The organism is Mycolicibacter kumamotonensis, assembly GCF_002086285.1.
Taxonomy (GTDB): domain Bacteria; phylum Actinomycetota; class Actinomycetes; order Mycobacteriales; family Mycobacteriaceae; genus Mycobacterium; species Mycobacterium kumamotonense.
Genome location: NZ_MVHU01000049.1, coordinates 1 through 26,191, shown reverse-complemented (window position 1 = coordinate 26,191; position 26,191 = coordinate 1). Strand labels below are relative to the sequence as shown.

Annotated in this window: 24 protein-coding genes, 1 tRNA gene and 1 pseudogene; 11 read left to right on the top strand and 15 right to left on the bottom strand. The window is 67.7% G+C overall.

Annotated elements, in window-relative coordinates; all coding sequences use genetic code 11:
• Positions 1-106: 106 nt before the first annotated feature.
• Entirely contained in the window at positions 107-1,501 is a 1,395-nt protein-coding gene (locus BST28_RS21195; protein WP_019736192.1) for a cystathionine beta-synthase, read from the bottom strand.
• 47 nt (positions 1,502-1,548) lie between these two features.
• Complete coding sequence (locus tag BST28_RS21190) at positions 1,549-2,610, bottom strand: alpha/beta hydrolase fold domain-containing protein (protein ID WP_083082905.1); 1,062 nt, start codon at positions 2,608-2,610, stop codon at positions 1,549-1,551.
• A 181-nt stretch (positions 2,611-2,791) separates the two neighbouring features.
• On the opposite strand from BST28_RS21190, the gene BST28_RS21185 reads away from it, so the two are divergent.
• Positions 2,792-3,646 carry an SGNH/GDSL hydrolase family protein gene (locus BST28_RS21185; protein WP_019734866.1) on the top strand — a complete coding sequence of 285 codons (855 nt, stop codon included), beginning with the start codon at positions 2,792-2,794 and terminating at the stop codon, positions 3,644-3,646.
• Positions 3,647-3,680: 34 nt separating this feature from the next.
• Entirely contained in the window at positions 3,681-4,898 is a 1,218-nt protein-coding gene (locus tag BST28_RS21180; protein WP_083082899.1) for an acetyl-CoA C-acetyltransferase, read from the top strand.
• A 65-nt stretch (positions 4,899-4,963) separates the two neighbouring features.
• Here the strand turns inward: BST28_RS21180 and BST28_RS21175 are convergent, their stop codons facing one another.
• Together BST28_RS21175 and BST28_RS21170 are read right to left on the bottom strand one after the other, a co-directional pair.
• Complete coding sequence (locus BST28_RS21175; RefSeq protein WP_019734864.1) at positions 4,964-5,809, bottom strand: hypothetical protein; 846 nt, start codon at positions 5,807-5,809, stop codon at positions 4,964-4,966.
• Between the two features lie 113 nt (positions 5,810-5,922).
• The gene (locus BST28_RS21170; protein ID WP_019734863.1) at positions 5,923-6,786 is read right to left on the bottom strand and encodes a Bax inhibitor-1/YccA family protein; all 864 of its coding nucleotides are present in this window, start codon (positions 6,784-6,786) and stop codon (positions 5,923-5,925) included.
• 168 nt (positions 6,787-6,954) lie between these two features.
• Here BST28_RS21170 and BST28_RS21165 point away from each other — a divergent pair, with 168 nt between their 5' ends.
• Genes BST28_RS21165 through BST28_RS21155 form a run of 3 tightly spaced genes read left to right on the top strand, consistent with a single transcriptional unit; the run spans position 6,955 to position 10,430 of the window.
• Complete coding sequence (locus tag BST28_RS21165) at positions 6,955-7,992, top strand: enoyl-CoA hydratase/isomerase family protein (protein WP_065289380.1); 1,038 nt, start codon at positions 6,955-6,957, stop codon at positions 7,990-7,992.
• 10 nt (positions 7,993-8,002) lie between these two features.
• Positions 8,003-8,776 (top strand): enoyl-CoA hydratase, encoded by a 774-nt coding sequence (locus BST28_RS21160; RefSeq protein ID WP_083082896.1) that lies wholly within the window; start codon positions 8,003-8,005, stop codon positions 8,774-8,776.
• A 4-nt stretch (positions 8,777-8,780) separates the two neighbouring features.
• Complete coding sequence (locus BST28_RS21155; protein WP_019734860.1) at positions 8,781-10,430, top strand: alpha/beta hydrolase; 1,650 nt, start codon at positions 8,781-8,783, stop codon at positions 10,428-10,430.
• On the opposite strand, the gene BST28_RS21150 is transcribed toward BST28_RS21155, so the two are convergent.
• Together BST28_RS21150 and BST28_RS21145 are read right to left on the bottom strand one after the other, a co-directional pair.
• Positions 10,362-10,793 carry a rhodanese-like domain-containing protein gene (locus BST28_RS21150; protein ID WP_170306824.1) on the bottom strand — a complete coding sequence of 144 codons (432 nt, stop codon included), beginning with the start codon at positions 10,791-10,793 and terminating at the stop codon, positions 10,362-10,364. The two genes, BST28_RS21155 and BST28_RS21150, sit on opposite strands and share 69 nt — an antisense overlap.
• 32 nt (positions 10,794-10,825) lie before the next feature.
• The gene (locus tag BST28_RS21145; protein WP_019734858.1) at positions 10,826-11,356 is read right to left on the bottom strand and encodes a cysteine dioxygenase; all 531 of its coding nucleotides are present in this window, start codon (positions 11,354-11,356) and stop codon (positions 10,826-10,828) included.
• A 278-nt stretch (positions 11,357-11,634) separates the two neighbouring features.
• On the opposite strand from BST28_RS21145, the gene BST28_RS21140 reads away from it, so the two are divergent.
• Positions 11,635-12,636, top strand: coding sequence for a patatin-like phospholipase family protein (locus BST28_RS21140; protein WP_083082894.1), 1,002 nt, complete (start codon positions 11,635-11,637; stop codon positions 12,634-12,636).
• Here BST28_RS21140 and BST28_RS21135 read toward each other — a convergent pair.
• From BST28_RS21135 to BST28_RS21110, 6 genes are all read right to left on the bottom strand, one after another.
• Positions 12,633-13,496, bottom strand: a complete 864-nt coding sequence (locus BST28_RS21135; protein ID WP_029248743.1) for a patatin-like phospholipase family protein — start codon at positions 13,494-13,496, stop codon at positions 12,633-12,635. The genes BST28_RS21140 and BST28_RS21135 overlap by 4 nt on opposite strands.
• 50 nt (positions 13,497-13,546) lie before the next feature.
• Entirely contained in the window at positions 13,547-14,014 is a 468-nt protein-coding gene (locus tag BST28_RS21130; protein ID WP_043334496.1) for an SRPBCC family protein, read from the bottom strand.
• A gap of 16 nt (positions 14,015-14,030) precedes the next feature.
• Positions 14,031-15,089 (bottom strand): NAD(P)H-dependent amine dehydrogenase family protein, encoded by a 1,059-nt coding sequence (locus BST28_RS21125; protein WP_019734854.1) that lies wholly within the window; start codon positions 15,087-15,089, stop codon positions 14,031-14,033.
• Entirely contained in the window at positions 15,089-16,720 is a 1,632-nt protein-coding gene (locus BST28_RS21120; RefSeq protein WP_083082902.1) for a long-chain fatty acid--CoA ligase, read from the bottom strand. Before BST28_RS21120 ends, BST28_RS21125 begins: the two co-directional genes overlap by 1 nt.
• Positions 16,721-16,761: 41 nt before the next feature.
• Positions 16,762-17,817 carry a YncE family protein gene (locus tag BST28_RS21115; RefSeq protein ID WP_234808364.1) on the bottom strand — a complete coding sequence of 352 codons (1,056 nt, stop codon included), beginning with the start codon at positions 17,815-17,817 and terminating at the stop codon, positions 16,762-16,764.
• A gap of 401 nt (positions 17,818-18,218) precedes the next feature.
• Positions 18,219-19,628, bottom strand: coding sequence for an NAD(P)/FAD-dependent oxidoreductase (locus BST28_RS21110; protein ID WP_083082892.1), 1,410 nt, complete (start codon positions 19,626-19,628; stop codon positions 18,219-18,221).
• Between the two features lie 92 nt (positions 19,629-19,720).
• Here BST28_RS21110 and BST28_RS21105 point away from each other — a divergent pair, with 92 nt between their 5' ends.
• Positions 19,721-20,437: a TetR/AcrR family transcriptional regulator gene (locus BST28_RS21105; protein ID WP_065289385.1), complete on the top strand. Its 717-nt coding sequence runs from the start codon at positions 19,721-19,723 to the stop codon at positions 20,435-20,437.
• 39 nt (positions 20,438-20,476) lie between these two features.
• Here the strand turns inward: BST28_RS21105 and BST28_RS21100 are convergent.
• Both BST28_RS21100 and BST28_RS21095 read right to left on the bottom strand, forming a co-directional pair.
• A tRNA-Leu gene (locus BST28_RS21100) sits at positions 20,477-20,550 on the bottom strand.
• 16 nt (positions 20,551-20,566) lie between these two features.
• A complete protein-coding gene (locus BST28_RS21095) occupies positions 20,567-21,448 on the bottom strand; it encodes a tyrosine-type recombinase/integrase (protein WP_234808363.1) in 882 nt (293 codons plus the stop codon).
• 223 nt (positions 21,449-21,671) lie between these two features.
• On the opposite strand from BST28_RS21095, the pseudogene BST28_RS21090 reads away from it, so the two are divergent.
• The 4 genes and pseudogenes from BST28_RS21090 to BST28_RS23835 form a co-directional block, all read left to right on the top strand.
• Positions 21,672-22,628, top strand: a pseudogene (locus BST28_RS21090) (IS256 family transposase); the annotation flags it as partial.
• Positions 22,629-22,962: 334 nt separating this feature from the next.
• Entirely contained in the window at positions 22,963-23,370 is a 408-nt protein-coding gene (locus BST28_RS21085) for a type VII secretion target (protein WP_109510994.1), read from the top strand.
• A 6-nt stretch (positions 23,371-23,376) separates the two neighbouring features.
• A complete protein-coding gene (locus tag BST28_RS21080; RefSeq protein ID WP_065289387.1) occupies positions 23,377-25,050 on the top strand; it encodes an alpha/beta hydrolase in 1,674 nt (557 codons plus the stop codon).
• A 2-nt stretch (positions 25,051-25,052) separates the two neighbouring features.
• Positions 25,053-25,691: a hypothetical protein gene (locus tag BST28_RS23835; RefSeq protein WP_131813871.1), complete on the top strand. Its 639-nt coding sequence runs from the start codon at positions 25,053-25,055 to the stop codon at positions 25,689-25,691.
• Between the two features lie 285 nt (positions 25,692-25,976).
• On the opposite strand, the gene BST28_RS24450 is transcribed toward BST28_RS23835, so the two are convergent.
• Positions 25,977-26,191: hypothetical protein (locus tag BST28_RS24450; RefSeq protein WP_207570166.1), on the bottom strand; the 215-nt coding region annotated here is incomplete at its 5' end.

Sequence of the window (26,191 nt, the reverse complement as noted above, 5' to 3'; positions counted from 1 at the left end):
GCGGTGGAGGCGGGTTGTTACCCGGCGGCGGAATGTCAGTCATGGGCACCCTTCATCGAATCTTGATGCGGATTTTCACGCTACCGCAAGGGGCCCCTGGTCGTGACTACCTGCGACGCGGCCCGTCGGACAGAAAACCCAACAGGTCGTGGCGGGTGATGACACCGACCGGCTTGCCGTCCTCTACCACCATCACCGCGTCCACCTCGGCCAGCGCGGTCGCAGCGACGCCGACCACCTCGCCCGAGCCGATCAGCGGCAACGGCGGGCCCATGTGCTGTGACACGGCGTCGGCCAGTTTGGCGCGGCCCTCGAAGACGGCCGAGAGCAGGTCGCGCTCGGACACGCTGCCGGCCACCTCGCCGGCCACCACCGGCGGCTCGGCGCCGACGACGGGCATCTGCGACACCCCGTACTCCCGCAGGATCCCGATGGCGTCGCGCAGGGTCTCCGACGGGTGGGTGTGCACCAGGTCCGGCAGCACCCCGGACTTCGCCCGCAGCACATCGCCGACGGTGGGTTGCACGGTCGAGCCGTCCAGCCGGGAGCGCAGGAATCCGTAGGACGACATCCAGGCGTCGCTGAAGATCTTCGACATGTAGCCGCGACCGCCGTCGGGCAGCAGGACGACGATGAGCGCCTCGGGCCCGGCTTTGACGGCCGCTTCCACGGCCGCCACCACGGCCATGCCGCAGGACCCGCCGACCAGCAGCGCTTCCTCGCGGGCCAGCCGCCGGGTCATCTCGAAGGAGTCCGCGTCGGACACCGCGATGATCTCGTCGGGGATGTCCGGGTCGTAGGCGGCCGGCCAGAAGTCCTCGCCGACGCCTTCCACCAGATACGGCCGGCCGGTTCCGCCGGAGTACACCGAGCCTTCCGGGTCGGCGCCGATGATCTGCACCCGGCCCTCCGACACCTCCTTGAGGTAGCGGCCGGTGCCGGTGATGGTGCCGCCGGTGCCGATCCCGGCGACGAAATGGGTGACCTGGCCGTCGGTGTCGGACCAGATCTCCGGGCCGGTGGTCTCGTAGTGACTCTCCGGGCCGGCCGGGTTGGAGTACTGGTCGGGCTTCCAGGCGCCCTCGATCTCTTCAACCAGCCGGTTGGACACGCTGTAGTAGCTGGCCGGGTCATCGGGCGGCACCGCCGTGGGGCACACCACCACCTCGGCGCCGTAGGCCCGCAACACGTTCTGCTTGTCTTCGCTGACCTTGTCCGGGCAGACGAACACGCACTTGTAGCCGCGGCGCTGGGCGACCAGCGCCAGGCCGACGCCGGTGTTGCCGGAGGTGGGTTCGACGATGGTGCCCCCGGGCTTGAGGGCCCCGCTGGCCTCGGCCGCGTCGATCATCTTGACCGCGATGCGGTCCTTGGAGCTCGCGCCGGGGTTGAGGTACTCGATCTTGGCCACCACCCGGCCCGCGCCGGCGGGGACGACCGAACTGAGTTCGACAAGGGGGGTGTTGCCGATGAGGTCACTGATATGGCGCGCTATCCGCATGCCTGCCATCGTCTCAGGCGGTCCGGTTCACCAGGCCACGGCCTGGCCTAACCGGTGGCCTCGCGGATGTACTCGCCGATCTGGCGCAGCGAGCGGGTGGCCTCCGGCACGAACGGCGCGGCGATCTGGAAGACGTGGATCTGGCCGGGCCAGACCCGCAGTTCGACCGGGACGCCCGCTGCGGCCAGCGCCTCGGCGCCCAGCCGCGCGTCATGCAGCAGCACCTCGGCGCCGGAGACGTGGATCAGCGTGCGCGGAAGTCCCGGCTTGACGTATTGCAGCGGCTCGAGGACCTCGCCGCGCCGACCGTGTTTGCGGTCGCGGCGGGCCGCCGCTTCGACCAGTTCGACGAACGCGTCGAACGCCTTGGGCGGGAACATCGCACCGGTGTGGATGTTCGGGTGCGCCTTCTTGGCCTCCTTGGCGATCTCCAGCAACGGCGACATCGCGACGATCGCCGCCGGCACCGCGTCTTCCCCGCCCTCGTCCAGCAGTCGCTCGGCCAGCGCCAGCGACAGGTAGCCGCCGGCGGAGTCGCCCGCCAGCACGATCTGGTCGGGTCCGTAGCCCTGGCGGCGCAGCCAGCAGTAGGCGTCGTAACAGTCGTCGATCGCATCGTCGATGGAGTGTCTGGGCACCATCCGGTACTCCACCACCAGCACCGGACTGTCGGCGTACTTCGACAGCTTGGTGACAAGCCGGCCGTGAGTGTTGGCTCCGCAGGTCAGAAAGGCGCCGCCGTGCATGTACAGCACGACCCGGCGGGTGCCGTCGGCGGGCAGGACGCCGGCGGCACGCACCAGCTGCGCCGTGCAGTGCGGAAGGCGGATGTTCGCGCGCACCGTGCCCGGTGCCGGCAGCACCGCCTTCGCGGCGAAGTCGACGAGACCGAACGGCCACGGCATCCGCGGAAGGTAGCTGCCTACCGCGAGCGCCGGCCGGACGGTCATCCGCGTCGCCAGCCATGTCAGCCGTCCCTCGACGCTGGGCGCTTCCTCGACGACCTCCACCGGCAGCCCGTCGTTGCGGGCGATGCGGCGGGTGCGCAGTCCCGGGCGCAGCGGGCTGAATGTACGCGGCAAGCTGGGAATTTTGCTGGGCGCGGTCATGGTGCACACTCCCTCCAGCCGGCCCCGGCCGGCACAGCCAACGCGGTAAGACCTATCGTCACACGAAGGAGTCTGTGAAGAAATCTTAGGATTCGTTCCGATACGGCTTCGGGTCCACATCGTGATCTATTTTGTTTGCTGCACGCGGACGGTCGGCGGACTCGCTCCTTAGACTTGCCGCATGGGGATCCGGGTGGCGCGACGGTCGGCGATCACGCTGGCCACTGCGGGCGCGCTCGCCTCCGGCGGCACCCTCTACCTGGGTCTTCGCAATCTGCTGGCCGGCCAGGCCGACATGGCCCGCCAAACCATCCCCCGGGCGTGCGACATCCCGCCCCGCGCCGACGGGGTGTACGTCGCCGGCGAGGCCGCGGTGCAGCGCTTTCAGCGCGGCATGGACGTCGACCTGCACCTGATGATCTTCGGTGACTCGACCGGGACGGGCTACGGCTGCCGCTCAGCCGAGGAGGTCCCCGGCGCGCTGATCGCCAGGGCGCTGGCGGAGCGGACCGGCAAGCGTGTCCGCCTGAGCACCAAGGCGATCGTGGGCGCCACCTCCAAGGGGCTCGCCGGGCAGGTCGACGCGATGTTCGTCGCGGGGCCGCCACCGGACGCAGCGGTGATCATGATCGGCGCGAACGACGTCACCGCGCTCAACGGCATCGCCGGCTCGGCGCAGCGGCTGTACACGGCGGTGAAGCGGCTGCGCGCCGGCGGTGCCGCCGTGGTCGTCGGAACCTGCCCCGATTTCGGCGCGGTCAGTGTGATACCCCAGCCGCTGCGCTGGGTCGCGCACGCCCGGGCGCGGCAGCTGGCCCGCGCCCAGGCCCAAGCGGTCCGGGCCGCCGGCGGCGTCGCCGTCCCATTCGCCGACTTCTGCGCGCCCGCGTTTCGCGAATCCCCCGGGTTACTGTTCGCCCAGGACCAGTACCACCCGTCTGCCGCGGGGTATGCGCTGGCGGCGAGCCAGGTGATCCCGGCGCTGTGCGCCGCGCTGGACGAGGCCGATTCACCCGCGGTGGTTCCGTCGGACTAGATTCGGCTGAATACCCGATCTCAAGGAGTCCGAAGTGCCCGAAGCCGTCATTGTCTCAACTGCTCGTTCGCCGATCGGCCGGGCCGGTAAGGGATCGCTGGTCACCATGCGGCCCGATGACCTGGCCGCCCAGATGGTGCGCGCCGCCCTGGACAAGGTGCCCGAGCTGAACCCGCACCAGATCGACGACCTGATGATGGGCTGCGGCCAGCCGGGCGGCGCTGCCGGTTACAACATCGCCCGCGTGGTCTCGGTGCTGCTCGGCTACGACTTCCTGCCGGGCACCACGGTGAACCGGTACTGCTCGTCATCGCTGCAGACCACCCGGATGGCGTTCCACGCGATCAAGGCCGGCGAGGGGGACGCGTTCATCTCCGCCGGGGTGGAGACCGTGTCGCAATTCGGTATCGGCGCCGCTGACGGTGCCCCGAACAGCAAGAATCCGTTGTTCAGCGACGCCATGGCCCGCAGCGAGGCGGCCGCCTTGGGCGCCGAGGAATGGCACGACCCGCGCGCCGACGGCGACCTGCCCGACGTCTACATCGCGATGGGCCAGACCGCCGAGAACGTCGTGCTGCACACCGGGATCAGCCGCGAAGACCAGGACCACTGGGGCGTGCGCAGCCAGAACCGCGCCGAGGAGGCCATCAACAGCGGGTTCTTCGCCCGCGAGATCTCCCCGGTCACCCTGCCCGACGGCACCGTGGTGAGCACCGACGACGGCCCGCGCGCCGGCACCACCTACGAGAAGATCAGCCAGCTGCAGCCGGTGTTCCGTCCCAATGGCACGGTGACCGCCGGTAACGCCTGCCCGCTGAACGACGGCGCGGCCGCGGTGATCATCACCAGCGACACCAAGGCCAAGCAGCTGGGCCTCACGCCGCTGGCTCGCATCGTGGCAACCGGGGTGTCGGGTCTGTCGCCGGAGATCATGGGCCTCGGCCCGATCGAGGCGGTCAAGAAGGCGCTGGCAGGAGCCAAAATGTCGATCTCGGACATCGACCTGTTCGAGATCAACGAGGCGTTCGCCGTGCAGGTGCTGGGCTCGGCCCGAGAGCTCGGTATCGACGAAGACAAGCTGAACGTGTCCGGCGGGGCGATCGCCCTCGGTCACCCGTTCGGCATGACCGGCGCCCGCATCACCGCCACCCTGCTGAACAACCTGGCCACCCACGACAAGACGTTCGGCGTGGAGACCATGTGTGTGGGCGGCGGCCAGGGCATGGCCATGGTGGTCGAGCGCCTGTCCTAGTTCCATTTCGTTGACTCTGCGCTCAGGGCGGGAAAGTTCGAGTAACCGCCGCCCTGGGCGCAGAGTCAACGTCGTTTTAGGGCATCCCAGGCTCCCCTGACGCGGCGGACCACGTCATAGCCCCGGTGTTCGGCAAGCACCCGGATGTGGGTCCAGCCCGCGGTCTGGATGTACTCCAGCCGCTCCACATCTTTGACGTACTGCAGCCGATCGGTCCGATGTTGATCGCCGTCGTATTCGACCGCCAGCATGATGTCCTGCCAACCCATGTCGAGGAAGTATTTCGGATAGCCGTCTTCGCCGAGGACCGGGATCTGGGTCGTCGGCCGGGGAAACCCGGCGTCGCTGAGCAGCAGCCGCAGCCAGGTCTCTTTCGGTGACTGCGCGCCGGCGTCGACGAGGTACAGGGCGGCTTCCAGCTGGCGCAGCCCTCGGGTGTGACGATGCCGCGACGCCAGTTGAGCCACATCGTCGATCTTGAAATGCGTGGCGTTGGCCAGTGCGTCAAGTCTGGCGACTGCCTGACGCAACGGGCCGCGTCGGCCCAGGTCGAAGGCGGTGCGCTCGGGAGTGGTGGCGACGACGCCGGCGAGGTACTGGGATTCGCCGTCCAGGATGAGGTCGGCACGGGTCTTGACCCCGTGCGGGGCGCGCGCGTTACGCCAGATCAGTTCGACGGTCGCGTCGTCGTCGATCCACTTCGCCCCGTGCAGCGCGGACGCCGATAAGCCGGAAACCACCGCCTGGCGCTGCGACCACAGCCAGGCGGCCTGCGTCCGGTTCAGGAGCGTGGGTTCGGCGCGCTTTTCCTGGTAGACGTTCGGCAGGACTGCGGTGTGGAAACGGCGCAGCTCATGGCGGCTCACAGTTCCAGCAGCTAACGCTTCGCTACCGATGAAAGGTTGTCCCATGTCGGCATGCTGCCCGGGGCCACCGACACAAAAAATGACTCTGCGCTGAGGGCGGGTGCTACTCGCACTTTCACTCCCTCAGCGCAGAGTCAACGGGGAAAGCTAGCTGGTCGCTACTCGCTCTGGAAGTAGCTGAGCAGACGCAGGATCTCCAGGTACAGCCACACCAGCGTGACAGTCAGGCCCAGTGCGATACCCCAGGCCGCCTTCTCCGGCGCCCCGGCGCGAATCAGCTGATCCGCCGCGTCGAAGTCGATCAGGAAGCTGAACGCGGCGATGCCGATGCACACCAGCGAGAAGATGATCGACAGGGTCCCGCCACTGCGCAGGCCCAGGCCCTCACCCCCGCCGACACCGAACAGCGACAGCACCAGGTTGCCGATCATCAGGGCCAGCACACCGAACATGCCGGCGACGAGCATCCGAGTGAACTTGGGCGTGACCCGGATGGCGCCGGTCTTGTAGACCACCAGCATGCCGCCGAACACCCCGAGGGTGCCCATCACGGCCTGGCCGATCATCGAGCCGGCGTTGCCGGTCCCCACCGTGAACGCCGTCAACACCCACGAGATGGCACCCAGGAACATGCCCTCCAACGCGGCGTAGCTGAGCACCAGTGCCTTGTTGTCCTGCTTGCGGGTGAACATGGCCACCATGACCAGCGCCAGCCCACCGAACGCGCCGATGAAGGTCAGCGGACCGGCCAGCGCCTGATTGGCCGACACCAGGAAGAAGGACACGATCGCGGCGACGCTGAGCACCCCCAGCGTGATGCCGGTCTTGGTGACGACGTCGTCGATGGTGAGCGGGCGGCTGACCTCCCGCCGGTAATCGGTCTGCGGGCTCTGCAGGCCCGGATAACCCTGGCTCATCTGCTGGGCCGCCCCGGCCGTGGCCTGCCCGAAGCCGGTTCCGAACTGGGCATAACCGCCCTGTTTGGGCAATGAACGAAATACCGGGTTGCTGGTTTCCCGCACCTTCCCGATCCTTTCTGATGCTGTCTTGTGCCCTGCCACGAAAATGTGCGAACACCTTGATCAACGTTCCGCGACCCGCCGGGGTTCCCCAACAGACTGCGGGCCGTTCTTCCGCCAAACCTTACCCGCGGATCGGCGACCGGGGGTAGGGATCTACATTGCGAAGACGTGACTGGTGAATCTGACGAGGTACTGGCCCGCGTCGAGGACGGGGTGGGGTTGTTGACCCTGAATCGGCCGCAGGTGATCAACTCCTTGAATCTGCCGATGGTGACGGCGATGGCCGCGGCGCTGTCGGCGTGGGCTGATGATCCGGCGGTGGGTGCGGTGGTGTTGTCGGGTGCTGGTGAGCGCGGGTTGTGCGCTGGTGGGGATGTGGTCGCGATCTATCACAGCGCCAAAGCCGATGGTGTGGATGCGCGGCGTTTCTGGCATGACGAGTATCTGCTCAACGCGCAGATCGGTGAGTTCGCCAAGCCGTATGTGTCGTTGATGGATGGCATCGTGATGGGTGGTGGTGTGGGGGTCGGTGCGCACGCCAACACCCGGGTGGTCACCGATACCACGAAGATGGCGATGCCCGAGGTGGGGATCGGGTTCATTCCCGATGTCGGGGGCACGTATCTGCTGTCGCGGGCCCCGGGCCATCTGGGTCTGCACGCGGCGCTGACCGGTGCACCGTTTTCCGGCGCCGATGCCATCGCGTTGGGTTTCGCCGACCATTTCGTGCCGCATACCGTGTTGGGTGATTTCACCGCGGCGATCGTCGCCGACGGGGTCGCTGAGGCATTGGGGCGTTACGCGGCGGAACCGCCGCCGAGCCCGCTTGCCGCGCAACGCGACTGGATCGACGAGTGTTACGCCCACGATACGGTCGCTGACATTGTGGCGGCGTTGGCCGGTCATGGCAGTCCGGGTGCTAGCGCTGCGGCGGAGTTGATCGGTACCCGTTCGCCGATTGCGTGTGCGGTGACGCTGGAATCGGTGCGCCGGGCGGCCAAGTTGGCGACCCTGGAAGATGTTCTGGTTCAGGAGTTCCGGGTGTCGTGCGCCTCGCTGCGCTCGCATGATTTGGTGGAGGGCATCCGCGCCCAGTTGGTCGACAAAGACCGCAACCCGCAGTGGTCACCGGCGACTGTGGCCGAGGTGAGCACCACCGACATCGAGACCTATTTCGCCCCCGCCGAGCCCGACCTCGTTTTTTAAGGAGCACCCCATGAGCTATGAGACCATCCTCGTCGACCGTGATGGACGCGTCGCAACGATCACCTTGAACCGGCCGCAGGCACTCAATGCGCTCAACAGTCAGGTGATGCACGAAGTCACCACCGCTGCTGCGGAATTCGATGCCGATCCGGGGATCGGTGCGATCGTCATCACCGGCAGCGCCAAGGCGTTCGCCGCGGGCGCGGACATCAAGGAGATGGCGGACTTGAGTTTCGCTGAGGTGTTCGCCGCGGACTTCTTCGCCGCCTGGTCGAAGTTGGCCGCGGTGCGCACCCCGACCATCGCCGCGGTCGCCGGGCACGCCCTGGGCGGTGGCTGTGAGCTGGCGATGATGTGCGATGTGCTGATCGCCGCCGACACCGCGAAGTTCGGTCAGCCCGAGATCAAACTCGGTGTGCTGCCGGGCATGGGCGGCTCGCAACGGCTGACCCGGGCGATCGGTAAGGCCAAGGCGATGGATCTGATCCTGACCGGACGCACCATTGATGCCGCCGAGGCCGAACGCGCCGGACTGGTCTCGCGGGTGGTGCCAGCAGAGGACCTGCTGGTCGAAGCCGGCAAGGTCGCCGCCACCATCGCGGGAATGAGCCTGTCGGCAGCCCGGATGGCCAAAGAAGCCGTCAACCGGGCCTTCGAATCCACCCTGGCCGAAGGCCTGCTCTACGAACGCCGACTGTTTTACTCGGCATTCGCCACCGACGACCAGACCGAAGGCATGAAAGCCTTCACCGAAAAACGCGCACCAAACTTCACCCACCGCTGATCCCATGCCCGCATCGGCCGAACGGCCTTGGTGGATACGGCATTACACCTACACCGGTACCGCGATGGGCCTGGTGTTCATCTGGTTGTCGATGACGCCGTCGCTGCTGCCCCGCGGGCCACTGTTCCAAGGTCTGGTCAGCGGCGCATCCGGCGCCGCCGGTTACGGCCTCGGGGTGCTCATCGTGTGGCTGGTGCGCTACATGCGGTCCGCGGACAGCAGCCCGCCGGCGCCGGGCTGGGCTTGGGCCGTGCTGATCCCGACCGCCGTGGTCACCCACCTGGTGATGATCGTCCGCGTCTACCACTGGCAGCGGCAGCTGCGCTCGCTGATGGATGTTCCGCAGCTGGCCTGGTACTGCTTCCCGATGGCGGGCGGGCTGGCGGTGCTCACGTTGTTCGTCCTGGTGGAGATCGGGCAGGTGGTCCGCATGGTGGGCCGCGCACTGGCACGTCAGATCAATCGCGTTGCGCCGCGGCGTGTTTCGGTGGTGGTGACGGTGGCCCTGCTGTTGGGCCTGACCATCGCATTGCTCAACGGCGTGGTGGTCAAGTTCGCTATGCGCACGCTCAACGACACCTTCGCCCGAGTCAATACCGAGTTGGACCCCGATCAGGCCGCCCCGCCGACTCCGCTGCGTTCCGGCGGGCCGCAGTCATTGGCGTCCTGGGAGTCGCTGGGTCATCAGGGCCGTAACTTCGTGGCCGGCGGACCGAACGTCGCGCAACTCACCGCGTTCAACGGAACACCGGCCATCGAGCCGATCCGCGCGTACGCCGGACTGAATTCCGCTGACGGGATCATGGCGACCGCCGAACTGGCCGCGGCGGAACTGGCCCGCACCGGCGGGCTGAACCGCGCCGTGGTGGCGGTGGCGACCACGACCGGCACCGGCTGGATCAACGAGGCGGAGGCGTCCGCGTTGGAGTACATGTTCAACGGCAACACCGCGATCGTGAGCATGCAGTATTCGTTTTTGCCCAGCTGGCTGTCCTTCCTGGTCGACAAGGAGAACGCCCGCCAGGCCGGACAGGCCCTGTTCGAAGCGGTCGACAAACAGATACGGGCGATCCCGGAGGCCCGACGGCCCAAGTTGGTGGTGTTCGGCGAGAGCCTCGGCTCGTTCGGCGGCGAGGCACCGTTCATGAACCTCAACAATGTACTGGCGCGCACCGACGGAGCGCTGTTCTCCGGGCCGACGTTTCAGAACACCATCTGGAAAGACCTGACCGTCAACCGCGATCCCGGCTCGCCGCAATGGCTGCCGGTCTACGACGACGGGCGCTACGCGCGGTTCGCTGCCCGCCGGGAGGACCTGGCGCGCCCGGACGATCCCTGGGCCACGCCGCGCGTGGTGTACCTACAGCACGCCTCCGACCCGATCGCCTGGTGGAACCCGAATCTTTTGTTCCACAAACCGGACTGGCTATCCGAGCCGCGCGGCTACGACGTCCTGCCGCAGGTGCAGTGGAAACCGATCGTGACGTTTCTGCAGGTCTCGGCCGATATGGCGGTGGCGGTCGACGTACCGGACGGCCACGGTCACCACTATGTCGCCGACGTCGCCGACGCCTGGGCGGCGATATTACATCCAGCGGCGTGGACCGTGGACAAAACCGAGCGGCTCCGACCGCTGCTGCACGCGGACGTGTGATCCCTTCGGCTCCACCAGCACCCCGGCGGCGGCCAGTGCGTGGTAACCGCCGATGACATCGGTCGCGCGGTGCAAACCCAGGTCCACCAACGCCGCCGCGGCCAGACTCGAGGTGTAGCCCTCCGAGCACAGGATCACCCACTGCACGTCGTCGTCGACCGCCTGCGGCAGCCGGGCCTCACTGGTCGGGTCGCAGCGCCACTCCAGCACGTTGCGCTCGATGACCAGGGCGGCGGGCACCTGGCCCTCGTGCTCCCGCTGGGCGGCCGGCCGGATGTCGACCAGGATCGCGCCGTCGCGCAGCGCCGCGGGCACCTCGTCGGCGGTCAGCCGGTTCAGCCGTGCCCGCGCCGCGGCGAGCATCCCGTCGATACGGCTGGTCAGCTGCGTCGTGGTCACGAGGCCTCCGGGTGTTCGGTGATTTCGGTACGTTGCCGGCGCAGCGTGTTGTCGGCGCTGACGTCGTAGTAGGACATCTCCACCAGCGGCGGCGAGTAGGCGTGCACGCTCAGCGTCGGGCCGGGGCGTGACGGCGCCCAGACGACGTCATGCACCCAGCCCTGCGAGAACGCGGCCTGGTCGCCGGCCTCGAGCCGCCGCCGGGCCAACCCAGTTCCATCCCAATGGAATTCGTCCAATGCGCCCGACAGCACCGTCAACGCGCCGAGCGAGTCGCCGTGGTCGTGCAGTTCGGTGGCGTGTCCGGGTACCCAGCTGATCAGCCAGATGTCGAGTCGCTCGTCGCCGTGGATCCGGGTGAACCAGCGACTGTCGGTGGGCAGCCCGGATGCGGGCAGCAGGTGTTCGTAGTGACCGTTGAGCACCGCGTCGGCGGCCAGGTCGGTGGTCTGCAGGAGGTCGGGCAGGCGCAGCGAGCGGGGCCGGGAGGCCGGGCGCCGCAACGCGACGGGATCAGCGATAACCATGGTGAAAACTCCAGAACGGATGGGGTGGATTCGAGACAGGGGTCGGCGGCAGCGTTCAGCTGCGGCAACAACAACCCTGGAATCCGACGTGCTCCATCACGACGGCAATGCTAGGTGGTGGGTCGTGCCGGCTGCCTCGTCCCCGCAGCACCCGCAGCGCGGACTGCACCCCGGAAGCCGCCGGGAAACCCGCGGTGACCTGCCGATTCTCGGCGGAAGTGCGGTTGCAATCACGGTGATCGAAAGCCCGGGCCGGGGTTGGCCGCAGAATGGGGGGCATGGCCTCTACAACTGGACCGCGGGTGTCGGTGGTCCTGGGCAGCGGCAGTGCGCGCGGTTACGCCCACATCGGGGTGATTCACGAGCTGCTCGAACGCGGGTACCACATCGTCGGGATCTCCGGGTCGTCGATGGGGGCGCTTGTCGGCGGCCTTCAGGCGGCCGGGCGACTCGACGAGTTCGCCGAGTGGGCCAAGTCGCTGACGCAGGGCGCGGTGTTGCGGCTACTGGACCCGTCGTTCACCGCGGCCGGTGTACTGCGGGCCGGAAAGATTCTCGATGTCGTCCGCGACATTCTGGGCGACATCGACATCGAGCAGCTACCGATCCCCTACACCGCCGTCGCCACCGACCTGATCGCGGGCCGCTCGGTGTGGCTGCAGCGAGGTCCGGTCGACACGGCGATCCGCGCCTCGATCGCCATCCCGGGGGTGATCGCGCCGCACGAGGTCGACGGGCGGCTGCTCGCCGACGGAGGCATCCTCGACCCGCTGCCGATGGCGCCGCTGTGCGCCGTCAACGCCGACCTGACGCTGGCGGTGAGCCTCAACGGCGGCGATCCGACCACCGCCGGGCCCGCCGACGATTCCGAGCGCGGCGCACCGGCCGGGCGGCTCAATCGCATGTTGCGCAGCACCTCGGCGCTGCTGGACACCAGCGGGGCGCGTTCGCTGCTGGATCGGCCCACCGCGCGGGCGATTCTGGACCGGTTCAGCAGCGGCGAATCCGAGCACGACACCGAGGACATCGAGGAGGCCACCGACTCCCCCTCCGGCGGCCCCGGAGTGCCCAAACTCGGCAGCTTCGAGGTGATGAACCGCACCATCGACATCGCCCAGGCGGCGCTGACCCGCCATCAGCTGGCGTCCAACCCACCGGATCTGCTGATCGAAGTGCCCCGCACCGCCTGCCGCAGCCTGGATTTCCACCGGGCCGCGGAGTTGATCCAGGTGGGGCGCGAACTCACGGCACACGCGCTGGACACCGCGAAGCCTTCTTAGCCCGTGCCGGAAAGGAATTCGGCTATCGCTGCGGCGTGCCGGCGGCCCTGGGCGCGTCCCGCCCGCGCCGACGGTATCCGGCAGGCCGGATCCAGCGGGTTAGCGCCGAAGGCGCGCAACGCCGCACCGTCGGCGAACACCGCGCAGGCCCGCCCGCCGAACCCCTTGATCTCGGCGGCCGCGCCGGCGCTGAACGGCGACGGCGCCGATTCCCCGGACGGCACCAGCACGACGGCCACGTCGCAGTCGGCGGCGACGTCGAGGTTGATCGAGCTACGCATCCCGCCGTCCATGTAGCGGCGTCCGCCGATCTCGACCGGCGGCCAGACCCCGGGGACCGCGCAACTGGCCGCCACCGCGTCGACGAGCTCGACGCCCGAGTCCCGGTCGAACACCATCAGCTCGCCGGTGTCGATGTCGATCGCGGTAATCCGCAGGCAGCGGTCGGGCCAGCGATGCGAGGGCAGCCGGTGCGCGATGACCTGCCGGCGCACCGGGGCGGGAACGGTCCGGGTGGCCAGCGCCACCGCGCCGATGCGCTGCATCTTCTGCTCCGCCGAGGTGTTCGGTTCGGTCATCGCCGCGAGAAACAGCTCGGCGATCCCCTCGACGCCCACCCCGGGGTCGAGTTCGGGCGAGGAGTCGGCCACCTGACGGGCGAACAGCTCATCGAGGCCGGTGCCGCTGCCGACCTGTGCACTGACCGCTGAACCCGCCGAGGTCCCGACCAGCACGTCGGATGCCAGCAGCGTGGCCGCGGTGGCCGGCGACTCGTCGGCGATGCCGCGCAGCACGCCGGTCTCCCAGGCGATGCCCGCCACTCCCCCGCCGGCCAGTACCAGGGCTCGCTTTCCTGTCACGGCCACGGGTGTTGAGCCTCATGCGATCCGAACAGGCGGCACATGGGTGCTCAGGCCCCCAGCAGGGTCGCCAGTTCGGCCAGGGCCCGCCGGGCGTAGCCCTTCCACAGCCTGCCGAACACCGGCATCGCGGGTGTGGCCAGCGCGGATCTCGGGTGGATGACCCACCGCCAGGTGACCGTGGTGCCCGCTGCGGTCGGGGTGAATTGCCAGCGGCCCTCGACGAACCGAACCAGCGGCGCCAACGGGCCTTTGACCTCGGTGAGCCGGTAACCGAACGACCGTGGTGGGTCGACGCTGATCAGCTCCTCGGTCATGCCGCCGCCGCCGGCCAATCGCACGACCCGGGTCTGGCCAACCGCTTCCCATGCCCCGGTCTGGCCCAGCACCTCCTTGATCGGGGGAATCGGCCCGTACCAGTGCCGGAACAGCTGGGGCAGAGGCTGCGACAACGTACGGTCGAACGCCTCCCGGACGTCCACAGCTATCACGCGGGATTGTTCGACTGCGTAGGCCATTGTTCGAGGTTAGCGTTCAGCGCGCCAGTCGCGGGGCGGCGCGGCCGGTGATCAGCGGCAGATCGAAGAACCCGGCGAACCCGGCCGGGGCCGCACAGGTCGCCGGGATGGCGTTGACGCAGTGCGCCGCGGTCGCCACGACACCGGGGTTGCTGATCAGACCCTCCTCGACGGTCTCGGGCTGCCAGCCCTTGACGGTGACGAACGTGTCGGGGTTTCCCCGCACCTCCATCTCGTAGCGCTCCCCCGCCGGGCCGAAAGTCCATGGCGGGTCGAGGTTCTCCTGGCCCATCTGCCAGTTGACCGTGACACGGGCCACCACCTCGTCGCCGACGGTGGCTTCCCAGTGGAACCGGCGCCCGGCCACCTGACCGGGTTCGATGGAACCGATCGGGGAGTCGATCGGTGCGGTGGCCACCGCCACCTCCTGCGTGGATCGGATCTGCTCGTCGGCGGCGAAGCCCAACCGGTCCACGCACAGCCGTACCGATTGTCGGAACCCGCCGTCGAGCAGCTTCTGCATCGGGCCGCTCAACGCCTGATCCGGGGTGCCGCCGAATCCCATCACATGGCGCAGCACATCCGGCGCGTCGTACGTGCGCAGGTCCGAATACTCTTCGCCGCGAATGAATGTCACGCCGGTGGACATCACCGACAGCAGCAGCGGGAACAACTCGAAGGCCGCGCCCGGCCCGATACCGGCGCCGTGCAGGGTCACGCCACCTTCGCGCGCCGCAGCCTCCAACGGTCCCACCTCCTTCTCGGACGGGTAGAACCAGCCGACCGGGGTGACGACGTTCTTGCCGGAACGCAGCAGCGTGGCGACCTCGTCGGGGTTGGGCAGCAGCGGCGCGTAGATCACCGCGTCGGCATCGAGCGCCACGATCTCCTCGATACTGTCGGTGGCCGTCACCCCCAGCGGTTCTGTCCCGATGATCTCGCCGACGTCCTTGCCGCTCTTGGCTTTCGAATGCACCCAGCAGCCGGCCAGCTCGAGGTCGGGGTGCTCGAGTACCCCCTTGATCGCGGCCACGCCGACCGAGCCGGTCGCCCACTGGATAACGCGCAGACTCATCAGTCACGCACCTCACTCACCTGGTATTGCTCGTCGGAGTATCGGGCTCGGATGGTCTTCTTGTCGTACTTGCCGACGCTGGTGCGCGGAATCTCCTCGACGAACGTCCAGCGCTCCGGCAGCCACCAGCGAGCGACCTTGTCCGACAGGAACGTTCGAAGTTCGGCGGCGCTCACCGAGGCGCCGCCCCGCGGCACCACGACGGCCAGCGGCCGTTCCTGCCAACGCTCGTCGGGCACCCCGACGACGGCGGCTTCGACCACATCCGGGTGGCCGATCAATTCGTTCTCCAGCTCCACCGAGGAGATCCACTCCCCACCGGACTTGATCACGTCCTTGGCCCGGTCGGTCAGGGTGACGAAGCCCTGTGCGTCGATACGCCCGACGTCGCCGGTGCGCAGCCAGCCGGAGGAGAACTTGGACTCGTCCTGGCCGCGGTAGTAGGCGCCGGTGATCCACGGGCCGCGCACCTCCAGCTCGCCGACCGCTTCACCGTCGTTGGGCAGCACCGCGCCCTCGTCGTCGACGATGCGGGCCTGCACGCCGCACACCGGCTGCCCCTGGGTCCCGCGCAGCGCCCAGTACTGCTCGGGCGGAGTACCGGGCGGCGGCCAGGCCATGGTCGCCAGCGGCGAGGTCTCGGTCATGCCCCACAGTTGCCGGACCTGCACGCCGTAGCGCTCTTCGAACGCGCGCATCAGCGACACCGGGACCGCCGAACCGCCGCACGCCACCAGCCGCAGCGACGAGATGTCATGGCCGGGTTCACGATCCAGGTAATGCATGACGTCGTTCCAGATCGTCGGCACCGCGCCGGCCACCGTGGGGCGTTGCGCCTCGATGAGGGCGACCAGCGACGCGGCGTCCAGGTGCCGGTCGGGCATCGCCAGATCAGCGCCCGCCATCAGCGTCGAATAGGGCAGCCCCCAGGCGTTGGCGTGAAACATCGGCACGATCGGCAGCACACAGTCGCCCGAGCCGACCCCGACGCCGTTGGTGGTGCAGCCCGCCATGGTGTGCAGGTAGCTGGAACGGTGGCTGTACACCACGCCCTTGGGGTTGCCGGTGGTGCCGCTGGTGTAGCACATGGCGGCCGCCGAGTTCTCGTCGATGACCGGCCAGTCGAACGCTTGCGCCTCGGCGGCCAGCACGTCGGCGTAGCGCAGCACGGTCTTGCCGGAGGCCTCCAGCGCTGCGGTGTCACCCTCACCGACCGCGATCACGGTGTGCACCGTGTCCAGTTGCGCCAGCACCGGCGCCAGCAGCCCGGCCAGTGACACGTCGACCAGCACCACCCGGTCCTCGGCCTCGTTGGCGACGTAGACGATCTGGTCGGCGAACAGCCGGATGTTGAGCGTGTGCAGCACCGCACCCATCGACGGCACCGCCAGGTAGGCGGCCAGATGTTCGGTGTTGTTCCACATGAAGGTGGCCACCCGCTCGTCGCCGGTGATACCGAGCCGTCGCAGGGCATTGGCCAGCCGGGCGGCCTGACCGCCCAGCTCACGGTAGGTGGTGGTGCGAAATCCGTCGTCGGTCATGGTCGTCACGGTGCGGGCGCCGTGAACACCGGTGGCGTGCTGAAGGATGGCACCGACCGTCAACGGCCAGTTCTGCATGGTGCTGCGCATCGACATATTCGACCATGCCGACGCGGACCGTGGAGCGCTGGCTACAGAGCGGGTTCGAGTTGAAGCATCCGGCTGACCGCGTCGTCGAGCGCAAGCTGCTCGTGCAGCGACGCCGACGGCGCCGGCAGGTCGGCCAGCGAGGCGACGGTCACCGCGCCGTCGAAGCCGGCGATGTACAGGCGGCTGCCGTCCGGGCTCTCCACCGCGCACGACGGCGCCGTGGTCGCGACCAGCGTTCCGAGGGCCTCGTTGGTGCGGGCGCACATCACCAGGACACCCGCCGCGGTGACCAGGTAGGCGCGCTCGCCGTCACGGCTCAGGAACATCTGGATGAGCTGGGTGTCGACGACGAAGCCGGCGCCGACGGCGTGGGTGCGGGCATCGACCACATGGACCGCCCCGCGGCCATCAGCACCGCAGGTCGCCACGAACAGCCGGGAACCGCCCGGGCTGACGGCGACGTCGACGACGGTCGCGTCGACCTTGATGGTGTCGATGACGTTCAGTTCGCGGTCCAGCACCGTGACGGTGTCCCCGGTGGGTTGCCGGACCGCCACGTACAGCCGCCGGCCGTCGGGGCTGATTCGCAGGCATGCCGCGGCGGCCGCGGGACTGGCGGACACCTGGACGACGCCGGCGGGGCGCATGGTCGCATCGAGCGCCAGTACCTCGATGCCGGCGGAACCGGCACGGGTGGCGTAGACGCGGCTGCCCATCGGGTCGGCGACCACCTCGCCGATGCCCATGGCCACCGGATAGCAGCCGGTGACCTCGGCGGAGTCGACGTCGATCGCGAGCACGGCGTCCAGCGCCATCGAACCGGCGGTGACGTACGCCCGGGCGGTGCCGGCGGGGCCGACGGCGACCGAGAACGGCTCGTCAGCGTGGAACACGGTGGCTACGACGGTGGCGCTGGCGGTGTCGATGACCGAGACGGTGTCGTCGCCGTAGTTGGTGGCCAGCAGTCGGGCGCCGTCCGCGGTGACCGCGAGGCCGCCGATCGGGCCCCGATCCACCGTCACGGTGTCGACGATGCGCGTTCTCGGGCTGGTTGATCCGTAAGCCACCACGTCGTCCACATCGCTCCCATCGATCACTGCTCGTATCGTCTTAGCGCCACACGCCCTCGTAGCTGCCGCAGCGGCGCGGTCATCTACGACCGGGGTGCCAGGACGGGGTGCTCGGTCGATCGTAGCGTTGAATTCGAAGTGAATGGAAAATGTCGCAGTCTTTGTGATAGACGTCGCAGATTAAATCCCACCAGTACCGGGTACCGGCCGACGAACCCGCTGGTCGGGGCAAGTTAGCAAGCCTGGTTGCATAGGCTATGCAGGTATTCTCCGGGGCTGGGCTAACTTGTGATCTGCATCGCAATTCGTATTGAATAAAACGCTAAGAAATCTTAGCGAATTAATTCGCCAGTTCTGGTCACAGGCCCTTGCAAAACGCCCGGCGGGCAGGTATGGACCGCGCCCCGGCACGCCCCGAGCCCGCGGCGCTACGCAGACCGCGGTCCCGGCGCAGCGTCCACGACTTCTTTCTCGGTCGATGACGGCGGCGTCAGGGGTTGGCGCGCTGACGCCTTCCGTCGGCGGGCGAACATCCGTTGCTCGGCCATGCGCTCGAGCTCGCGGCGCAGATCGCGGCGCAGGGTGCGCCACAATTCGTCGTTGTCGACGCCGGGGTCGCGGACGGCCGCGGCGGTCCAGCGCACCAGGCGGCCGGGTGAGAACACCTTCTGCGGTGAGGCGATTCGATTGAAGACATCGGCGATCTGGGTGAACCCGCCGGCCCGGGCGGCGAACCACCGGTAGGCGGCGAACTCGATCGGTGAGACGGTGTCGTCGCGGCCGAGCGAATTCGCCCATTGGTACATCGGCAGGCACTGGGCGTCCCTGTCGAACTCCCAGCGCGCCACCGCCCGGTCGAGTTGGTCGGGCTCGTCCAGCCAGGGGGCGACGGCTTCCCCGAGCAGCCGGCCGAAGCGCAGCGCATCGCGAATGCCTTGCGCGGTAACCGGATCCTTGAAGTGTCCGGCGTCGCCGGCCAGCGCCCACCCGGGTCCGTGGGAGTGCCGGAAGTACGACGGATGGTTGTAGGAGACCAAGACGTTGCTGACCCGGGTACAGCCGCGGAGCCGCTCGGCGTAGGGCGGAATGCGGTCGATGGTCGCCTCGTATGCCGCCACCCGGTCGGCGCGGTACTCGTCTGCGCGCCGCACCGGTGGCATCTGCAGCGCCACCAATTGACCGCCGTCGCACGGGAAGACCGTCACCAGGTCGTCGTCGTAGCGCCACTGCATGGCCACGTGCCGGCGGTCGGGATGGGCGTCCTCGTAGTAGGCGTAGGCCATCATGCGCTGGTTGTCCCAGCTGTGGTGCGCGCGGGTACCGACCAGTCGCGCGACCGTCGATCGTCGGCCGTCGGCGCCGATGACCAGCTTCGCGGTGATCTCGCCCGTTTCCCCGGTGCGCCGCCGGTAGCGCACCCCGGTGACCCGCCCGGCGGAATCGCGCAGCAGATCGGTCACCCGGACGTGTTCGCGTACCTCGGCGCCGGCGGCGCGGGCGGTCTCGACCAAGGCGAAGTCCAATCCCGGACGGCGGATGCACGCCCCGGCGGCGAAGCCCTCATAGGTGCTCGACGGACCGACCGACTCGACGCCGGGCGCACCCAGGCCGGCGCTGGTGTGCAGCGGAGCGCCGAGTTCGAGGACGCGGGAGGTGGCGCCGAGGCGCTCCAACTCCGCCCAGTGGTGGGTGAAGAACAGGTGTGTGGACAAGGTGTCGGACGGGAAGGTGGCGCTGTCGAGCGCAACAACGGAGCGGGCCCTGCGGGCGAGCGCGATGGCGGCGGCCGAACCGGCGCAACGGCTCCCGACGATTACCACGTCTGTGTGCTCAGTCATGGGAAGCAGAATGCCAGCTCGACCCAGATTTTGTAAGTCTCTTCATTTTGTGAATTTCATTATAAAATCGGGACGTGGCCTATCCTGGGTCGATGTCCGCCGACCCGCTTGCGACCGCGCCCCGACCGGGCGCGGCCCGTGCCGACCGGCGCCGGGCCCGCACCCGGACCGCGATCCTCGACGCCGCCGAGGTGGTGTTCGGCCGGGCCGGATACGGCGGCGCCCGGATCGAGGAGATCGCGGAACTGGCCGACGTCTCGGTCGGTTCCATCTACGGCCACTTCGACGGCAAGCGCGGGTTGTACCTGCAGCTGGTGGACCGCGCGCTCGAGCTGTTCACCGACTACATGGCGCGCAGCGATGACCCGTCGCTGAGCCCGCTGCAGCGGGTGCTCGCCGGCGGCGATGCCTACCTGCGCTTTCACCTCGACCATCCCGGCGCCTTCCATTTCCTGGCCTACCGCAGTCCCGGCGCCGAGCCGCTGTCCGGGGACAACGAGACCGAGGCACGCATCCGCGAGCGAGTCGGGCGCCTCCTTCACCAGTTCGCCGGGCAGATTGACAACGCCATCGCCGCCGGTGAGGCCCGACCGGTCGACTCGCTGCGGCTGACGCACTACCTGTGGGGCGCCTGGAACGGGGTGATCGCGCTGCGCCAGCAGCCCGACGGTCTGCGCATCACCGATGACGAGATCGCCGCGACGCTCGAGCTGGCGCGCTGGCTGCTGCGCGAGGGGCTGGCCGCGCCGGCGCTGCGTGATGCCAACGGCGAAGTGGGCGACCGGGTGCCGCTGCCTTCGATCAGTTAGCCGGCGGGTGTGGGGCGGTCACGCGGGCGACCGACACGGTGCCCCCAGTCGGACTCGAACCGACACTGTGCGGATTTTAAGTCCGCTGCCTCTGCCAATTGGGCTATGGGGGCGTTGCAGGTCAAGGCATTATCTAGGCTGTCTCAGACCCTTCTGACGCTTCGAATACCGCAGTGATACCGCAGTACTGTTGATGGCCTTGCCCAGCGCATCTGCCACACCGCTCAAATCGTCGTTCAGCAGATGCCCATAACGGTCGAGCGTCATGGCCGCCGTTGCATGCCCTAGCAGTCTCTGCACGACTTTGACGTTAGCGCCTGCGCTGATCGCCAGTGACGCCGTGGTGTGCCTCAAGCCGTGGGGCACAAGCCCCTCGATGCCGACCTCTGCGCACGCGTTGTCGAATGCCCAGCGGTACTCACCGAGCGGCAGGAAGCCGCCCTCCCGACCGGGAAACACCAGCGCGTTCGGATCGGCGGGCAACTCAGCCTTGAGCTTCTTCCAGACAGGTTCCGGCACCGGCACGTGGCGATCGCGCTTCGTCTTGGTCGTCGACTCCACAATGCCCATACCGGTTACCGCGGTTGCGGACGAGCGCACCGTCAGCACCCGATCCCCCACATGCCGGCGCCTCAGTGCGACTGCCTCCCCGAACCGGAGGCCGCAATAGCCCAGCACCAACGTCAGCGCCTCGAAACGATCTGCGGCCTCGGCCAGCATCAGGAGCTCGGCATGGCTCAGGTAGCGCCGCTCACGCTCGGCTTGTTCGGGAAGATCTTCATCCCGCTTGATCTCGAGTGCGACGTTCTTCGCGACCTTGCCGGTTCGTTGGGCGTACTTAAGGACCGCGCCTACCAACTGATGCGCTTGGATGATCCGACTTGCCGACAGGCCGCTTCCCCGCTGCCCGCCGTCGACCGACAGCGCCCCCAGCCACGTTGAATAGGACTCGTAGTCAAGCCGTTTCAGCGGCACACGTTCCCACTTCGGCAACACCACGGTGTCAAGCAACGAGCGGTAGCCTGCAACAGTTTTCGGCTTACGGTGCTGTTTGGTGGCGAACCACTGCTCGGCGACCGACCCGGCTAAGTCCCCTGGTGTGGTGGGGTTTCGGCCTGCGGCTGACCGGGGCGGTTGGGCTCTTGGTGTGTCGTTGAGGGCTTTGGGGTGGGTCATCGCGTAGTGGTCATTGAGTTACCGACCAAAGTGACTCAAGCAAAGGACACACAACGCGATGACCCACGACCATTCTGCCCTGCTCGCTCAGCTCGATGCGCTGAAGTCCGCTGACGCCGGTTCGATGTTCGCCGAGTTGATCCGGGCCGGGCTTCAGGCTCTGATCGAGGCCGAAGCCACCGAGGCGATCGGCGCCGGCCGCTACGAGCGAGCCCAGGGCCGGACCACGCAGCGCAACGGGCACCGCCCCAAAACGGTGTCGACCACCGCCGGGGATGTCGAGGTACAGATTCCTAAACTGCGTGCCGGGTCGTTCTTCCCGTCCCTGCTGGAGCGGCGCCGCCGCATCGACAAGGCGTTGCACGCGGTGATCATGGAGGCCTACGTGCACGGGGTATCGACGCGCAGCGTCGATGACCTCGTCGCCGCGATGGGAGTGGGCTCGGGGGTGTCCAAATCAGAGGTGTCGCGCATCTGCGCTGGCCTGGATCGTGAAATCGAAGCTTTCCGCACCCGCAGCCTGACCCACACCCAGTTCCCCTACGTGTTCTGCGATGCCACCTTCTGCAAGGTCCGCGTCGGTGCGCACGTGGTGTCGCAGGCCCTGGTGGTGGCCACTGGGGTCTCCATCGACGGCACCCGCGAAGTGCTGGGCACCGCCGTCGGCGACAGCGAGTCGTTTGAGTTCTGGCGCGAATTTTTGGCCAGCCTCAAGGCCCGTGGGCTCACTGGGGTGCATCTGGTGATCTCCGATGCCCACGCCGGCCTCAAGGCTGCGGTGGCTCAGCAGTTCACCGGATCATCGTGGCAACGCTGCCGGGTGCATTTCATGCGCAATCTGCATGGCGTGGTGGCCGCCAAGCACGCGCCGGCGGTCACTGCGGCGATCAAGACGGTCTTCGCCCACACCGAACCGGCCGAGGTCGCCGCTCAGTGGGACCAGGTCGCCGACACCTTGGAGCCGACATTTCCCAAGGTGGCGGCGATGATGGCCGAGGCCAAGACCGATGTCCTGGGCCGGCCGAAAGCTGACTGCGCGCCTTTCCGGCGCGGTTGTGTCTACACTGCCAGCGGTAAGCCAATCCGGGGGCTGAAGAGTGCAATGTGTCGTGATGAATGCCGCCGGCGACAGGTACTTCTATGACGCAAGCGGTTTGGGCGAAGCCGTCACGATGTACTACAGCGAGAAGGCCCCGAACACCTCCGACGCAGTAGGCGTATTCGTCGAGGGAAACGAACAAGTTGGCCCTCTCGGCTGAACCACCACAGCTATTCGAGCACCACAGCGTCGTCTTCGCACGCGACTCCGGACGTATGCGGGAATGGCGTCCTTCAAATACAGTTCCCACATGACCGCCCCGACGCTCAAGGTCACGCCCGAAGGTCTGCGCAGCGTGGCGCAGCGTTGCGAAGCCCTCGCGGCCACCGTCGCACCGGCTCTGCCCACCGTGACTGTCTCCGCGTGGCAAACCACCGGAGCCGCCACGAGCAAGGTCAACACCGGAATGAGCAAGACCGGCACAGCCTGCAAATCCCGGATGGCCGCCAGCGGAGGAAAGCTGACCACGGCGGCGAGCAACTACCAGGCACAGGACGACCACGCTGCGCAGCGGCTTACCGCCGTGGGCTCGCACCTGCCCGCCGCCTCGGGCACCGACGGCGGCGCGGCCGGCCTGCCGCCCGGCTTCACCCCCCTTGTCCCGCGCAGCTCCGGTGGCGACGGCGGTGCAGCCGGCGGCGTCAGGACGCCGAGGTAGTCGGCGATGACCTTTCCGACGCTGTCGGAGCTACGCGCCGCCACCTGGGATCACCTGCGGACTAACGCCGCCACCTGGAGAAACCTCGGACACAGCTGGGAATCCGCGTTCACCGAGGTCTACAACTCTTCCCTACGCCCCGGAGGCACCGACTGGACCGGCGCGGGCGCCGAAGCCTTCCAGGACCGCGCCTACCTCGACCTGATCAAAATCCGCGGCCCGGCCGACATGGCGGAGAATGCCGCGGGGATCGCCGAACGCGGCGCCGATACGCAGGCCGCTAACAAAAGATCGGTGCTCGACGCCGTCGACGAGGCCGAGCGCGCCGACTTCACAGTTGGCGAGTTCTTCTCCGTCACCGACACCCGGACGTACTACAGCCCCTCCGCGGAGCAGGTGGAGCGGGAGAAAGAAGCACAAGACCACTACGACTTCATCCAGTACCGCGTGCAGAACCTGGTCACCAACGAAGGCGACATCGCCCGCCAGCTCACCACCGCCACCGCGGGTCTGCACGAGTTCAGCTTCGGCGACGAGGGAGCCGACGGCGGCGTGGGTCGCGACACCCTCGGCCCAGGGCTGCCGCCGGATGATCCGCAGCAGTTCACGCAGTGGTGGAACCAATTGAGCCAGGAGCAAAAAGACGCCGCCTACGATCGAGACCATTTCATCGGTAACCACCCGGGGATGCCGTTCGAGGACAAGAGTCGCTACAACGAGCGGCACATGCCCGAACTGATAGCCAACGCCGAAGCTGACGTCGACCGTCTCCAAGCCAGCCGCGACAAACTCGCACTGACACCGGGCGGCAACCTGTCCACCTTGTCCCAACTGAGCATGCTCGACTCTCAGCTGCAGGAGACCAGGCACAACCTCGACGGGTACCGCAACGTGCGACAAGCAATGCAGGCTGACCCCAACGGACCGCCGCGCTACCTGAGCTACCTCGATAACCAAGGCCACGCCGCCGTTTCCATCGGTAACCCCGACACTGCCAGCCACAATGCTGTCTTTGTCCCAGGCACCGGGGCTGACCTGACCACCATGGGCGACAACGCAAGACGCGCTGCCGATATGCACGGTGCGGCTGTGGCGGCCAACCCCAATCTTCAAGCTGGGGATGTATCGGTGACGACCTGGATGGACTACGACCGCCCGATGTCGGTGCCATTGCAGGCTCCCTGGCCCAGCTATGCCCAACATGGGGCCGGTGCCCTGGACTCGTTCGAAAACGGGATGCGGGCCTCGCACATCGGGGCGCCGTCTACCGACACCGTGATCGGGCACAGCTACGGCACCACCCTGGTCGGGGCCGCGGTCAGTGACGGTCATCAGCTGGCCGCCGACAATGTCATCGCGGTCGCCAGCCCTGGCATGCTGGTAAACCATGCCAGCGACCTGAACATCAATCCTGGGGGCGCGGTGTATGCCATGACTGACCCCTCTGATCCGATCATCCCCGCCAACATCTTCACCTCCCACACCCTCGGCCCCAACCCCATGGGCGCGGATTTCGGGGCACGTGATCTCCAGGCCGGAAGTGGCGCCGGCACAGGGCCGGGCGGGCTCTTGCCGGGCCTTCACACGCACGGCAGCTACTGGAATCCCAACACCCCGTCACTGGCCAACCTCGGCGCGGTGATCGCCGGCGTGCCAGTGCCCTATCCGGCAGGAGGCTAGATATGCGCAACCAGTACCGGCGCGGCATTGCGCAGCTCGGGCGATTCACCGCACTTACGCTGCTCGGCTTTCTGACCGTTGGCTGCCACACCGAACGGCCGCTAGGTCCCCCTGTCCCCACGGGGGCAACTATTTTGGGAGGTTCCACCATGACATCGGCACCCCCGCCGCCTTCGGGCTGGCAACTGCACCCCGTCATTCCAACCAGCCAGCAACAAGCCCAGGACACGGTGCTGCGCTACCTCAAAGAGACGATCAACGAGCTGCCGAACGGTGTCACTTTCGACGCGAGCCGCTACGGCACAGCCGGCGGTAATACACCGTGCGAAGACAAACCCCACAGCACCACCCAGCTGTTCTCTGCGCTAGGCGATCTGAAAGCGCCGCCGGAAATTCATCCAGACCAGCTCGTCGCTATGACTGGCGATGTGTGGAAGCGTTGGGGCTGGTGGGTCGTCGAGCGAGATGGGATCAACAAGCCCAACCGCTCCGGGTTTTCGCCGGACGGCTACGAACTACATATTGGTGTGCCGGGACTTCCCGGAGCGCCCCACATCACGGGTACCACGCCCTGCTTCCCCACCCAGTTGGTCCGCGATGACATTCCATTCCCGAGAACGATCACGGCCGAAGGTGGGTAACAGGGTGCCGACGGCCTCGTGGGTTCCCTCTGGCCCCCAACGGGTCCGATGGCTGCCCCAGATGAACTTGTCGCTGCGACCGGAGAGATATGACGCAGTTAGGTTCCTACTGTCGTATAGCGCGACGACTTCCGTAAACCGAATCGGTTTGGCTATGTACCGGACTCGTGCCGGCTGCAGATCAAAGGGCCGGGCAGCCCAGGTTGTCCGCCCATACTCATCGTTTCGTCGCCATGCTTCCCGGGCCGTCTGGCGCGCCCGATGACATCCGCGCGCCGAGTGTGATCAAGCAAACCGTGCCATGCTCCTGATCCACGAGATGATCTCGTGCGTCGTCGCGTCCGTGGTTGTCGACGCCGAAGCGGTCGCCACCGCACTAGGGCGTGTCTCCCAAAGTTTGGGGTGTTGACCGGCGACGATCGCTGGCGTGTTGCGAACCGGTGTGATCAGTGATGAGTTCTGGGCGGTTGTTGAACCGTTGATGCCGTCGCATGAGGGCA

Excerpts from the sequence above, each read along its gene's own strand:
- BST28_RS21105 (WP_065289385.1), top strand. The coding sequence starts at position 19,721 with ATGTCCGCCGACCCGCTTGCGACCGCGCCCCGACCGGGCGCGGCCCGT.
- BST28_RS21150 (WP_170306824.1), bottom strand. The coding sequence starts at position 10,793 with ATGCTCGCCGCGGCGCGGGCACGGCTGAACCGGCTGACCGCCGACGAG.
- BST28_RS21130 (WP_043334496.1), bottom strand. The coding sequence starts at position 14,014 with ATGGCCTACGCAGTCGAACAATCCCGCGTGATAGCTGTGGACGTCCGG.
- BST28_RS21155 (WP_019734860.1), top strand. The coding sequence starts at position 8,781 with ATGCCCGCATCGGCCGAACGGCCTTGGTGGATACGGCATTACACCTAC.
- BST28_RS21175 (WP_019734864.1), bottom strand. The coding sequence starts at position 5,809 with ATGGGACAACCTTTCATCGGTAGCGAAGCGTTAGCTGCTGGAACTGTG.
- BST28_RS21080 (WP_065289387.1), top strand. The coding sequence starts at position 23,377 with ATGACCTTTCCGACGCTGTCGGAGCTACGCGCCGCCACCTGGGATCAC.
- BST28_RS21085 (WP_109510994.1), top strand. The coding sequence starts at position 22,963 with ATGACCGCCCCGACGCTCAAGGTCACGCCCGAAGGTCTGCGCAGCGTG.
- BST28_RS21145 (WP_019734858.1), bottom strand. The coding sequence starts at position 11,356 with ATGGTTATCGCTGATCCCGTCGCGTTGCGGCGCCCGGCCTCCCGGCCC.
- BST28_RS21160 (WP_083082896.1), top strand. The coding sequence starts at position 8,003 with ATGAGCTATGAGACCATCCTCGTCGACCGTGATGGACGCGTCGCAACG.
- BST28_RS21195 (WP_019736192.1), bottom strand. The coding sequence starts at position 1,501 with ATGCGGATAGCGCGCCATATCAGTGACCTCATCGGCAACACCCCCCTT.
- BST28_RS21125 (WP_019734854.1), bottom strand. The coding sequence starts at position 15,089 with ATGAGTCTGCGCGTTATCCAGTGGGCGACCGGCTCGGTCGGCGTGGCC.
- BST28_RS21185 (WP_019734866.1), top strand. The coding sequence starts at position 2,792 with ATGGGGATCCGGGTGGCGCGACGGTCGGCGATCACGCTGGCCACTGCG.
- BST28_RS21140 (WP_083082894.1), top strand. The coding sequence starts at position 11,635 with ATGGCCTCTACAACTGGACCGCGGGTGTCGGTGGTCCTGGGCAGCGGC.
- BST28_RS21190 (WP_083082905.1), bottom strand. The coding sequence starts at position 2,610 with ATGACCGCGCCCAGCAAAATTCCCAGCTTGCCGCGTACATTCAGCCCG.
- BST28_RS21110 (WP_083082892.1), bottom strand. The coding sequence starts at position 19,628 with ATGACTGAGCACACAGACGTGGTAATCGTCGGGAGCCGTTGCGCCGGT.
- BST28_RS21120 (WP_083082902.1), bottom strand. The coding sequence starts at position 16,720 with ATGCGCAGCACCATGCAGAACTGGCCGTTGACGGTCGGTGCCATCCTT.
- BST28_RS23835 (WP_131813871.1), top strand. The coding sequence starts at position 25,053 with ATGCGCAACCAGTACCGGCGCGGCATTGCGCAGCTCGGGCGATTCACC.